2 protein-coding genes are annotated in these 13,911 nt (G+C 74.5%); both read left to right on the top strand.

The window, feature by feature from the left end:
- Window positions 1-17: 17 nt before the first annotated feature.
- Window positions 18-12,506, top strand: a complete 12,489-nt coding sequence (locus Scani_RS35250; protein ID WP_159481734.1) for a non-ribosomal peptide synthetase — start codon at window positions 18-20, stop codon at window positions 12,504-12,506.
- Entirely contained in the window at window positions 12,507-13,847 is a 1,341-nt protein-coding gene (locus Scani_RS35245; protein WP_159481733.1) for an MFS transporter, read from the top strand.
- Window positions 13,848-13,911: the final 64 nt, after the last annotated feature.

Below are 13,911 nucleotides of genomic sequence, written 5' to 3'. Positions count from 1 at the left end.
CCACGGAGAGACCCGAAGTGAACGCCCCGGACCCGCGCAACGACCGTATAGCCGCCCTGCCCGCGCACCTCCAGGAACAACTGCGCCGCCGTCTCGCGGGCGGTGCCCGCAACACGGCGGAGATCCCGGCCGTCCCCCGGGACGGCGCGCCGCTGCCGCTCTCCGCCGCCCAGCGCAGACTCTGGCTGCTGGACGAACTGGAGCCCGGCTCCACGGAGTACAACTCCGCCGCCGGACTGCGGCTGACCGGCCCGCTCGACGTCCCCGCCCTGACCGGCGCGGTCCGCGACCTGGTGGCCCGTCACGAGGCGCTGCGCACCGGCTTCGACCAGGTGGGCGACGAGCCCGTGCAGAGGGTCCGGCCGCCGCACGAGGTGGCCCTCCCGCTGATCGACCTGGCGGAGCAGGCCGGCCCCGGCGCCGCGCCCGAGCTGCTGGACGCCGCCGTCCGCGCGGAGGTCGACCGGCCCTTCGACCTGCGGACCGGGCCGCTGTTCCGGCCGGTGCTGGTCCGGGTGGCGCCGGAGGAGCACGTGCTGGTGCTGTGCGCCCACCACATCGTCATCGACGGCTGGTCCACCGGCGTGCTGCTCGAAGAGCTCGGCACGCTCTACGCCGCGCGCCGCTCCGGCACCACCGCCGCGCTGCCCGAACAGGACGTCCAGTACCCGGACTTCGCGTCCTGGCAGCGGAACCGGATGACCGCCGCGTGGCTGGACGAGCACCTCGGTTACTGGCGCGACCGGCTCGCCGGCCTCGCCCCGCTCGACCTGCCCGGCGACCGCCCCCGGCCGCAGTCGCGGTCGGGCGCCGGCGCGGTGCACGAGCTGACCCTGCCGCCGGATGTCGCCGCGGGGCTGCGCGCACTGGCCCGTGACCGGGGCACCACCCTCTACACCGTGCTGGTGGCCGCCTGCCAGGTGCTGTTCGCCCGCTATGCGGGGCAACGGGACGTCGCGGTGGGCACCGTCACCTCCGGCCGCAACCGGCCCGAACTCGCCCGCATGGTCGGCTTCTTCGTGAACACGGTCGTGCTGCGCTCCACGGTGGAGGAGGGGATCGCGTTCACGGAATTCCTGGCCGGGGTCAAGGACACCGTGCTGGACGCGTTCGCCCACGACGAGGTGCCGTTCGACCGCGTGGTGGAGGCGCTGCGCCCGGAGCGCGACCCCAGCCGTACGCCGCTGTTCCAGACGCTGGTGGTGCTGCAGAGCGGCACCGAACCCCTGCCCGAGCTGCCCGGCGTCGAGGTCGAGCCCTACCAGGCGCCCCGTACCTCCGCGAACTTCGATCTGACCGTCGAGTTCCGGGACGAACGGGGCGGCAGGGCGGCGGACGGCGGCACGGGTGCCGACGACACCGGCCTGACCTGCTCGATCGAGTACGCCACCGACCTCTGGGACGCCCCCTCCATCGCCCGGATGGCCGGGCATCTGCGGGTGCTGCTGGCCGGTGTGGCGGCCGCGCCGGGGCGCCCGGTGCGCGACCTGCCGTGGCTGACCGACGAGGAGCGGGCCGCCCTGCTGCGGGCCGCCGAAGGACCGCGCTCCGCGTCCGGCGCCGCCACCGTGGTGCGGCTCCTGGACGACCAGGCCGCCCGCACCCCGCGTGCCGCCGCCCTGGTGTCCGGCCGGGACACCCTCACCTACCGGGAGCTGGACGAGCGGGCCAACCGGGTGGCGCGCGCCCTGATCGCCCGGGGCATCGGCCCGGAGCAGCTGGTGGCCGTCGCCGCCACCCCGGGTACCGACCTGGTCGTCACCTTGCTGGGCGTCCTGAAGGCCGGTGCCGCCTACGTCCCCGTCGACCCGCAGCACCCGGTCGACCGCATCGCCTACGTCCTCGGGGACGCCGCGCCCAGCCTGGTGCTCGCGGACTCCGCCGCGTACGCCGCGCTGCCCGCCGACGTGGCGCGCACGCTCCTGGACGGCGCCGGCGCCCAGGGCCTGGGCGTGGACCTGCCGTGTGGTCCGGTGGGGGACGGTGAGCGCAGGGTGCCGCTGGATCCGGCTCATCCGGCGTATGTGATCTACACGTCGGGTTCCACCGGGCGTCCCAAGGGTGTGGTGGTCGAGCATCGTTCCTTTGCCGACTACGTCGGGTGGGCCGCGGTGGCGTATCCGGGTGCGGCCGGTACGGCCGTGCTGCATTCGCCGGTCACGTTCGACCTCACGGTCACGGCCCTGTACACGCCGCTGATCCGCGGCGGCCGGGTGCTGATCAGCGGACTGGAGGACACCGGCGAAGAGGTACCCGCGACGGCGGGCACCTGCTCGCTGCTCAAGGTCACCCCGTCCCACCTCGCGCTGCTCGCGACCACGCCGCAGCCGCTCCAGCCCACCGGCGAACTGGTCATCGGCGGCGAACAGCTGATCGGCGAGGCCCTGGACCAGTGGCGGGTGCTGCACCCGGGCACCACCGTCGTCAACGAGTACGGCCCGACCGAGGCGACCGTCGGCTGCATGGAGTACCGCATCGGCCCGGACGAGGTACTGGCCCCCGGCGCCGTCCCGATCGGCCGCCCGCGCCCCGACGCGCGGATCCACCTCCTGGACGGCGCCCTGCGCCCGGTGCCCGCCGGGGTGCCGGGCGAGCTGTACATCGCGGGGGCGGGGCTGGCGCGCGGTTACGTCCGGCGCCCCGGTATGACCGCGGAGCGCTTCGTCGCCGACCCGTACGGCCCGGCCGGCTCCCGGATGTACCGCACCGGCGACCGCGCCCGGCAGCGCCCGGACGGCGAGCTGGAGTTCCTGGGCCGCACCGACGACCAGGTCAAGGTCCGCGGCTACCGCATCGAGCTGGGCGAGATCGAGTCCGCGCTGCACCGGCACCCGCAGGTGGCACGGGCAGCCGTCACGGTGCACGAGGACGCGGCCGGCCACCCGCGGCTGATCGGCTACGTCGTGCCCGCCGAAGGGGCCCTGCCGAGCCCGCAGGACGTCCGGGAGCACACCGCCGCCTCGCTGCCCGAGTACATGGTCCCGGCCGCCGTCGTCGTGCTCGACGCGCTGCCGCTGACACCCAACGGAAAGCTGGACCACAAGGCGCTGCCCGCGCCTGCGTCCCCGGACCGGGACGCGGCCGGGCACACCGCGCCGCGCAACGCCGTCGAGGAGATCCTGGCCGGCATCTGGGCCGAACTGCTGGGCCTGGAGCGGGTCGGCGTCGACGACAACTTCTTCGACCTCGGCGGCGACTCCATCCTCAGCATCCAGACCGTGTCCCGGGCCCGCCGGGCCGGGCTGCGGCTCACGTCGAAGGACGTCTTCCTGCACCAGACCGTCGCCCGCCTCGCGCAGCGGATCGCCGCCGCGGACGGGACCGGCGCACCGGCCGCGCCCGCACCGGCCCCGGCCGGACCCGCGCCGCTGACCCCCGTCCAGGACTGGTTCTTCGACACCTACCGGGCCGGCCCCGACCGCCTCACCATGTCCCTCCACGTCGCCCTCGACCCGGCCGCCGACGCCGTCGCGCTGCGCGCCGCCGTCGAGGCGCTGGTGGCCCACCACCCCATGCTGCGGGCCCGGTTCACCCGCGACGGCGACCGCTGGACGCAGGACTGCGTCGCCGCGGAGAGTACGGAGGTGTTCCGGCGGCTCGACCTGTCGCAGGTGCCCGGACCGCGCCGGGCGGCCGCCCGGCAGGAGGCGGCCGACGCGTTGCGTGCCGGGCTGAGCCTGGAGCACGGCCCGCTGTTCGGCGCGCTCCTCTTCGACGAGGGGGCGGACGGGGACGGCGCCGCGGACCGGCAGTTGTTCCTGTCGGCGCACCACATGGCGGTGGACGGCGTCTCCTGGCGCATCCTCCTGGAGGACCTGGCACGGGCCTACGGACAGGCCCGTGCGGGCGAGCCCATCGACCTCGGACCGGCCGGAACCGGTTTCGGGACCTGGGCGCGCCTGCTGCGCGACCACGTACGCGCCGGCCACCTCGACGGTGAACTCGCCCACTGGAACACGGTGTTCGAGGACGGTGGCGTCGCGATCCCGGTGGACCACGACGGCGCCAACACCGCCGGGTCGGTGCGCAGCGTCGGCGCCGCCCTGAGCCGCGAGCGGACCGACGCCCTGTTGCGCCGGGTGCCCCCGGTCTACCGGACCCGCGTCAACGACCTGCTGCTGAGCGCCGTCGGGACGGTCCTGAACCGCTGGGCGGGCAGCGAACGGATCGTGCTCGCCATGGAGGGCCACGGCCGCGAGGAGCTGATCGAGGGCGCCGACCTGTCCCGTACGGTCGGCTGGTTCACCACCCTGTACCCCGTCGCCGTACGGACCGCCGCCGACGGCGGCTGGCGCGAGACGATCACCTCGGTCAAGGAACAGCTGCGCGCGGTGCCCGGCAACGGGCTCGGCTACGACGCGCTGCGCCGGCTCGCCGCGGACGGCTCACCGGCCCGCGCCCTGCTCCAGGACCCCACGCCCCAGGTGTCGTTCAACTACCACGGCCGCTTCGACGCGGCCGCCGAGGACGGCGGTCCGGTCCGGGCCCGGCTGGACGGCCTCCCGGACGCGCCGGCCGCCGACGAGCTGCGCCCCCACCTTCTCGACGTGGTCGGCGTGGTGGAGGACGGCAGCCTCGGCTTCACCTGGTTCTACTCCGCCAACGTGCACGACGAGCGCAGCGTGCGGCGGCTGGCGGACGACCTGGTCGCCGCCTTGGAGGAGCTCGTCGACCACTGCCTGGAGCCCGCCTCCGGCGGCTGCACCCCGTCCGACTTCCCGCTCGCGCGCCTGACCCCGGCGCAGGTCGACGCGCTGGCCGGCGACGGCCGCACCGTCGAGGACATCTATCCGCTCACGCCGATGCAGCACGGCATGCTCTTCCACCGGTTGATGGACCCCGCCTCCTCGTCGTACTTCAACCAGCTCGCCCTGCTGCTGGAGGGCGTCTTCGACCCCGACGCGCTGGCCGCGGCCTGGCAGCGGGTGGTGGACCGCACCCCCGCGCTGCGCACCGCCGTCGCCTGGGAGGGGCTCGCGGAACCGGTGCAGGTCGTCCACCGCGAGATGCGGGTCCCGGTCGGCCGGCACGACTGGCGGGACCGGCCGGAGGCCGAACAGGAGGCTCTGCTGCAGGAGCTGCTGGCGGCCGACCGCGAACTCGGGCTCGACCTCGCCGTGCCCCCGTTGATCCGGCTGACGGTCATCCGTATCACCGACGACACCGTCCGCCTGGTGTGGACGTCGAGCCATCTGCTGCTGGACGGCTGGAGTACCGCCGCCGTCTTCGCCGCGGTGGGCGAGGAGTACGCGGCCACGGTCGCGGGAGGGGCCCCGCAGCGGGAGGTCCCCCGCCCCTTCGGCGACTACGTCGCCTGGCTGGCGGAGCAGGACGCCGACGCGGCCGAGACGCACTGGCGCACCGCCCTCGCGGGCTTCGACGCGCCCACCCCGCTGCCCTACGACCGGCAGCCGACCGAGGCGCACCGCGCCCGGTCCTCCGAGCCGGTCGCCTTCGCGCTGTCCACCGGCCTCACCGCGCGGCTGACGGAGGTGGCCAGGGAGCACCGGCTCACCCTGAGCACCCTGGTCCAGGGGGCATGGGCGCTGCTCCTGTCGCGCCACAGCGGTGCGCGGGACGTCGTGTTCGGCGCGACGGTCTCCGGCCGTCCGGCCGAACTGCCCGGCGTGGAATCCATGATCGGCCTGTTCATCAACACCGTGCCGGTCCGCGCCCGGGTGACGCCGGACCGGCCGCTCGTGCAGTGGCTGCAAGAGCTCCAGGCCGAGCAGCTGGAGGCCCGGCCCTACGAATACGCGGGCCTGAGCCGGCTCCAGTCCTGGAGCGACGTCCCGGCGGGCACCAGCCTCTTCGACAGCATCGTCGTCTTCGAGAACTACCCGCTCCAGGACGGCGGCGCGGCCGGACACGGTCTGCGCATCCGCGGCGTGGACGCCCTGGACACCAACACCTTCCCGCTCAGCCTGAGCGCCCACCGCGACGACCGGCTCCGCTTCGAGCTGGCCTACGACCCGCAGCTCTTCGACGCCGCCACCATCACGCGGATGGCCGGCCGGCTCGAAGTGCTGCTCACCGAGGCGGCCGCCGACCCGGACCGGCCGCTGTCCCGCCTGCCGTGGCTGACCGGCCCCGAGCGCACGGCACTGCTGCGCGAGGGCACCGGCCCCGTGCGCGAGCGCGCCGCCGACCGGCCGGTGCACGAACTCTTCGCCGAGCAGGCCGCCCGCACCCCCGACGCACCGGCCGTCCGCTACCGGGAGGTGACCTTGACCTTCCGCGAACTGGAGGAGCGCGCCGGCCATCTCGCCCACCACCTGCGTTCGCTGGGCGTACGGCCCGGCGTGCTGGTCGGGCTGAACGTCGACCGCGGCCCCGACATGGCCGTCGGAGTCCTCGGCATCCTCAAGGCGGGCGGCGCCTACGTGCCGCTGGACCCCGTATACCCGGCCGACCGGCTCGCGTTCATGGTCGCGGACTCCGGCATCCCGGTGCTGCTCACCCAGGCCGCACGTGCCGCTGCCTGGCGCGAGGGCGAGCGTGCGGGCGGCCCGCGCGTGGTGTGCCTGGACGCCGACCTGCCGCGGCCCGGCAGCTACCCGCCGGCCGCGCCCGACTCCGGCGTCGGCGCCGGCGACCTGGCGTACGTCATCTACACCTCGGGCTCCACCGGCCGCCCCAAGGGCGTGATGGTCGAGCACCGCCAGCTCTGCTACGTCCTCGACGCCTGGGAGGACCGCTACCGGCTCTCCGAGCTGCGGCTGAACTTCGTCTCGGTCACCAGCCTGTCCGTCGACCTGTTCTTCGCCGACATGCTGCGGTCGCTGCCCTTCGGCGGCTCCCTGACGATCTGCCCCGCCGAGGTCGTCACCGATCCGCCCCGGCTGCTCGACCTCATCGAGGACACCGGCGGCGACGCCCTCGAACTGGTGCCGACCCTGGCCAACGCGCTGGTCTCGGAGGTCGCCCTGCGCGGCGCCCGGCTGCCGCGTCTGAAGCTGCTGTCCGTCGGCTCCGAGGGCTGGCACTCCGACGACTGCCGGCGGCTGCTGGACCACCTCGACCCGGACACCCTCGTCGTCAACGCCTACGGCGCGACCGAGGTGACCATCGACGCGACGGTGCTCACCCCGACGTCCGACGTGCTCGGCGACGGCGCGTTCGTGCCGGTCGGCCGCCCGCTGGCCAACACCCGGGTGTACGTCCTCGATGACGACCTCCGCCCGGCGCCCGTGGGCGTCGGCGGTGAGCTGTTCGTCGGCGGCGACGGGGTGAGCCGTGGCTACTGGGGCAGGCCGGAGCTGACCGCCCAGCGGTTCGTCGCCGACCCGTTCACCCCCGGCGCCCGGCTCTACCGCACCGGCGACCGGGTGCGGTTCCGCGCGGACGGCAACCTGGAGTTCCTGGGCCGCGCCGACGACCAGGTCAAGATCCGTGGCTTCCGGGTGGAGCTCGGCGAGGTCGAGGCCGCGCTGTCGGCGCTGCCCGCGGTGCGCGACGCCGCCGTCACCGTGCACCGCGACCACGGCCGCACCCTGCTCGTCGGCCATGTCGTGCCCGCGGCCGGCGCCGGCCGGGTCACCGGCGCCGAACTGCGTGCCGCCCTTCTCGCGGACCTGCCCGACCACATGGTCCCGGCCCGGTTCGTGACCATGGAGGCGCTCCCGTACACCCCCAGCGGCAAGGTGGACCGCAAGGCGCTGCCGGCGCCCGAGGGCCACGCGGACCCGTCCGCCGACCACGTGGCGCCGCGCGACGCGACGGAGGAGCGGATCGCCGCCATCTGGGCCGAGACGCTCGGCCTGGAACGGGTCGGCGTGTACGACAACTTCTTCGAACTCGGCGGCGACTCGATCCTCAGCATCCAGATCGCCTCCCGGCTGCGCGCCGCCTTCGGCGTCGGCCTCTCACCACGGGCGATGTTCACCACGCCCACCGTCGCCGGGCTGGCCGCGACCGTCCCCGGCGGCGCCGGCCCCCGGGCCGCCGACCGGATACCGGTGGTGGCCCGCGACGGCGCGCTGCCGCTGTCGTTCGCCCAGCAGCGCCTGTGGTTCATGGACGCCTACGAGCCCGGCGGCACCGAGTACCTCGCACCGACCGGCCTGCGGCTGCGCGGACCGCTGGACGTCGAGGCGCTGCGCCGCGCGCTGGCGGACCTCGTCGAGCGGCACGAGTCGTTGCGGACCGTCTTCGACACCGTGGACGGCAAGGGCGTCCAGATCATCCGGCCCGCGGCCCCGGTGCCGCTGCCGCTGACCGACCTCGGCGCGCTGCCCGCGCCCGAGCGGGACGCGGCCCTCGACCGGCTGCTGCGGGAGCAGACGGCCACCCCCTTCGACCTGCGGCGCGGCCCACTGCTGCGGGCCACGCTGGTGCGTCTCGGCGAGGCCGACCATGTGCTGGCCCTGTGCCTGCACCACATCGTCACCGACGGCTGGTCGTCGTCGGTCATCGCCCGCGACCTGGAGGCGATGTACCGGGCGCGGCTGCGCGGTGCCCGCGCGGAGCTGCCCGAACTGGGCATCCAGTACGCGGACTTCGCGGTCTGGCAGCGCGCCCTGGGCGGATCGGAGGAGAGCGAGCGGCAGCTCGCCTACTGGCGGGACCGGCTGGCGGACGTGCCGCCGCTGGAGCTGCCCACCGACCGTCGCAGGCCGGCCGTGCGGACCACGAACGGCGCGATCTGCGACTTCCGCATCCCCGAGCGGGTCACCGAGCGGTTCAAGGAGCTGGCCACCGGGCAGGACGCCACGCTGTTCATGGTGCTCACCGCCGCCTGCCAGCTGCTGCTCGCCCGCTTCAGCGACCAGGACGACATCGCGGTGGGCACCGTGACGTCGGGCCGGGACCGGGTCGAACTGGAACCGCTGGTCGGGTTCTTCGTCAACACGCTGGTGGTGCGTTCCCGCATCGACGAGCGGGAGAGCTTCACCGACTTCCTGGCCCGGGTACGGGAGACCGTCGTGGACGGGTTCGCCCACCAGGACGTGCCCTTCGAACGGCTCGTGGAGGCGCTCGCGCCCGAACGCGACCCCAGCCGCTCGCCGCTGTTCCAGGCGATGGTCGTGCTCCAGAACACCCCGGCCGCGCCACCGGCACTCTCCGGGCTGCGCATCGAGGAGTTCGCGCTGCCCGCGGCCACCGCCACCTTCGACGTGACGATCCAGTTCGAGGAGGTGGACGGCCAACTCGCCGGCGGTCTGCAGTACAACACCGACCTGTTCGACGCCGGCACCGCCCGGCGGATGGCCGACCACCTCCGGGCGCTGATGACGGCCCTCGCCGACGCGCCGGCCCGCCCGCTGGCGTCCGTCGGCCGACTGCCCGAGGCCGAGCTGGACCGGCTCGCGCGGTGGAACGACACCGCGCGGCCGCTGCCCGCGCTGTTGCGGGCGGACGAGGCCTTCGCCGAGCAGGTCCGCCGCACCCCCCAGGCGCCCGCCGTGGTCAACGGCGACGAGGTGCTGACGTATGCGCAACTCGACGCCCGTGCCAACCAGTTGGCGCACCACTTGATCGAGCGGGGCGTCGGCCCCGACGTCCTGGTGGGGGTCTGCGCCCGCCGTGGCCCGGAGATCGTCGTCGGCGCGCTGGCCGCGGTCAAGGCCGGCGGCGCGTACGTACCGCTGGACCCGGACTACCCGGCCGACCGGCTGGCGAGGATGTTCGAGCAGACCGCGGCCCCCGTCCTGCTGACCCAGGAGGCGCTGCTCGGCCACCTCCCGCCGACCGGCGCCGAGATCATCTGCCTGGACCGGGACCTGCCGGAGATCTCCCGGCATCCGGTCACCGCCCCGCCCGTCACCGGCGGCCCGGACGCACTCGCGTACGTCGTCTACACCTCGGGCTCCACCGGCCGGCCCAAGGGCGTGATGATCGCGCACCGGTCGCTGTGCCACCTGGTCGACGACTTCGTCGCGAAGTTCCGACTCGGTCCCGGCGACCGGCTGTTGCAGCACCTGTCGTTCAGCTTCGACGGCGGGGTGTCGGACATCTTCGTCACCCTGCTGTCCGGGGCCACGCTCTGCCTGACCCGGTCGGAGGCGGCCGGCGACCTGGCCGACGAGATCCGGCGGCAGCACGCGACGGTGCTGATGACGCCGCCCGCCCTGCTGTCCGCCCTCGATCCGGCCACCCTGCCCGGCCTGCGGGCCGTGGGCGCCGCCGGCGATGCCTGCCCGGTCGAGCTGGCCGAGGCGTGGTCCGCGCACAGCGACTTCTTCAACGTCTACGGGCCCAGTGAGACGACCCTGGTCGCCACGCTCTTCCGGGGCGGCGACCGCGGCGGCGCCGAGAGCCTGCCGATCGGCCGGCCGATGGCGGGCGTCCGGCTGCACGTGCTGGACCGCTGGCTGCGGCCGGTCCCCGTCGGCCGTCCCGGGGAGCTGTACCTCGCCGGCACCGGTCTGGGCCGCGGCTACCTCGGCCGCCCCGACCTGACCGCGGAACGCTTCGTCGCCTCCCCGTTCGGCGCTCCCGGGGAGCGGCTCTACCGGACCGGCGACGTGGTCCGCTGGCGGCCGGACGGCAACCTGGAGTTCGTCGGCCGGGACGACAACCAGGTCAAGATCCGCGGCTTCCGCATCGAACTCGCCGAGGTCGAGGCCGCGTTGCTCGGCCACCCGGGGGTCGCCGAGGCGGCGGTGACCGCTGCCGCGTCGGAGACCGGCCACAAGCGTCTGGTGGCCTACGCGGTGCCCCGCGCGGACGACGGCGGCGCGGCCGTGGACGCGACGCAGCTGCGCTCCCACCTCGCCGCGGCGCTGCCCGGCTACATGGTCCCGTCCGCGTTCATGGTGCTCGGCGAACTCCCGCTGAGCCCCAACGGCAAGGTGGACCGCGCCGCGCTGCCCGCCCCGGACTTCCAGGCGGAGGGCGACGACACCTACGTGGCCCCCGACACCGAGGTGCAGCGCACCCTCGCCGGGATCTGGGCCGAGGTGCTCGGCCTGGAGCGGGTGGGCGCCACGGACCGCTTCTTCGACATCGGCGGCGACTCCATCCTGAGCATCCAGGCGGTGTCCCGGGCCAGGGAGGCGGGCCTGCGGATGAGCGCCAAGGACCTCTTCCTGCACCAGTCCGTCGCCGAACTGGCCACCGTGGTGACCCGGGACGAGAACGGCGCGCCGGAGGCGGACGACGCCGGTCCGGTCGTCGGCCCGGTGCCGCTCACCCCGTCCCAGCACTGGTTCTTCGACACCCGCGACCACCCGCACCACTTCAACCAGTCGACGCTGCTGGAACTCGTCGAGGAGGTGGACGAGACCGCGCTCACCGCGGCGCTGGCCGCGCTGCCCGCGCACCACGACGCGCTGCGGATGCGCTACACCCGCGACGCGGCGGGTTGGCAGCAGGAGACCGCGCCCCCACAGCCGGTGGCGCCGCACGCGCTGCTCGGCCGCCGGGACCTGTCCGCCGTCGCCCCCGGCGAGCAGGCGGACGTCATCGAGCGCACCGCCATCGAGGTCCAGGAGAGTTTCGACCTGGCACACGGGCCCCTGCTCAAGGGCGTCCTGTTCACCGGCGCACCGGGCACCCGCAGCCGGCTCTTCCTCACCGTGCACCACCTCGTCGTCGACGCGGTCTCCTGGCGCATCCTCCTGGACGATCTGGAGCGCGGCTACCGGCAGGCGGCCGGCGGCGGGACCATCGCCCTGGGCGCCCGCACCACGTCCTTCCAGGAGTGGTCGCGGCGGTTGACCGAGCACACCGCGGACGGCGGCTTCGACCACGAGGCGGACCACTGGACCGAGGTGCTGCGTGCCGCCGAGCCGCTGCCCGTCGACGGCCCGGGCCCCAACTCCGCGGACACCGCGGCGACCGCCACCACCTCGGTGGGCGAGGCGGAGACCGCGCTGCTGCTGCGGTCGGCCCCCACGCTGTTCCGCACCCGGATCGGCGATGTGCTGCTCGGCGCGTTCGCGCAGGCACTGTCCGGGTGGACGGGCCGGGAGCGGGTCGTCGTCGATGTGGAGAGCCACGGCCGGGAGGAGATCTTCGAAGGGGTCGACCTGTCCCGTACGGTCGGCTGGTTCACCAGCGTCCACCCCGTCGCGCTCACCGTCCCGGCGGACACCGCCACCCCCGGCTCCGGGCCCGACTGGCCGCGTCTGATGAAGGCGGTCCGCCGTGACCTGCGCGCGGTCCGCGACAACGGCCTGGGGTACGGGGCGCTGCGGCACCTCGCTCCGCAGGGCTCGCCGGGCGCCGCACTGGCCGCGCTCGCGGAGGCCGAGACGGTCTTCAACTACCTCGGCCAGTACGAGAGCGCGGCACCGTCGGCAGGGGCCGGCGGACCACGCGGCGTGATCCACACCCAGCACGGGGCGATCGGCCAGGACCAGAGCCCGGCTGAGCAGTCCACCCACCTCCTGGAGGTGGTGGGCAGCGCCGTGGACGGGCGGCTGGCGTTCACCTGGCACTACTCGACCAACGTCTTCGACCCGGACACGGTGCGGAAGCTGGCCCAGTCCTTCGAGGACGCGCTGCGCGGTGTCGCGCGGCACTGCGAGGCCGTCACGGGCCGGAAGCGGAGCACGCGCTAAATGACCACGACCCACGCGTCGCAGCCGTCGCAGAGCCCTCCGGACCGGCAGGCTCCGTCCCGCCCGTCCACACCCCTGTGGCGCAACCGCGACTACAACATCCTGTGGATCAGCCGGTCGCTCACCGAGGTCGGGTTCAACGCCTCCACCATGGCTTTCCCGCTGCTGGTGCTCGCCGTGACGCGGTCACCCGGCACGGCGGGCCTGGTGCAGGGCGTGAACGCGGCCGCTCAGCTGCTCGCCGGCCTGCCGGGCGGCACGCTGGTGGACCGGTGGAACCGCAAGACGGTGATGCTGACCTGCGAGGCCGCCCGCACGGTGGCACTGCTCTGGCTGGTCTGGACGATCTGGACCGGGGCGGTGGCGGTCTGGCACATGGCCGTGGTCGCCGCGGTGCTCGGCGTGTGCAGCGCCCTGTTCGACCCCGCGGAGGAAGCGTCGCTGCCGTATGTCGTGCCGCCGGATCAGCTGGCGGTCGCGGTGTCGATGAACCACGCCCGCAACTCGATAGGTCACCTCGTCGGCACCGCGCTCAGCGGCGCGCTGTTCGGGGTGAAGCGGGTGCTGCCGTTCGCCGCGGACGCGCTGACCCACGTCGTGTCGTTCTTCATGCTGCTCTTCGTCCGCCTGCCGAAGCCCGAGCGGCAGGCGGAGGGGGCGCCGCCTGCGAACTTCCGGCGGGAGGCGCTGGAGGGCCTGAAGTGGGTCTGGGGCCACCGCCTCATCCGGGTGACCGCGATGTGTGCGGTCGCGGTGAACTTCCTCTTCCAGGTCCTGTATCTCGTCATCATCGTGGTGGCCCAGCAGAGCGGCGTGCCCTCGGCGCAGATCGGCGTGATGGCCGCGATGTTCGGCGGGGGCGGCCTGCTCGGAGCCCTGGCCGCACCGCGCCTGTACGCGCGGTGCGGGCCGCGGGTGTCGGTGGTGCTGACCTTCTGGGCGATGGCCGTCCTGGCCCCGGTCACGCTGGCCACCGGCAACGGCATCGTCATGGGTCTGGTGCTGGCGGGCATCGCCTTCCTCGCGCCGACCGCCAACACCGCTGTCAGCACCTACCAGTTGCTGACCACCCCGGACCGCCTCCGCGGCCGGCTGAGCGGCGTCATCGGACTGATCGCGGGCATCTCGACGGCACTCGGCCCCCTGACGGGCGGTCTGCTCATGGAGTGCGTCGGCGCCCGCTGGGCGATCCTGCTGTCCACGCTCGGCATCGCCGTGCTGGCCGTCACCGTCACGCTCAGCCCGACCCTCCGCGGCTTCGGCAAGCTCGCCGCGACCCCGCCCGCCGAGGACGGGACCGGCCGGAGCGGGGCCACGGCGGACACCCACGACCCCCGCTGACCCCCGCACCGCCTCCGAGCACCGCGAAGGGCGGGTCCCGCCGGCATCTGCCGCCGGGACCCGC

The sequence above is a fragment of the Streptomyces caniferus genome, assembly GCF_009811555.1.
In the GTDB taxonomy this organism is placed as follows: domain Bacteria; phylum Actinomycetota; class Actinomycetes; order Streptomycetales; family Streptomycetaceae; genus Streptomyces; species Streptomyces caniferus.
The sequence above is the reverse complement of the archived record's forward strand: the minus strand, read 5'-3'. Positions and strand labels throughout refer to the sequence as shown.

Excerpts from the sequence above, each read along its gene's own strand:
- Scani_RS35245 (WP_159481733.1), top strand. The coding sequence starts at position 12,507 with ATGACCACGACCCACGCGTCGCAGCCGTCGCAGAGCCCTCCGGACCGG.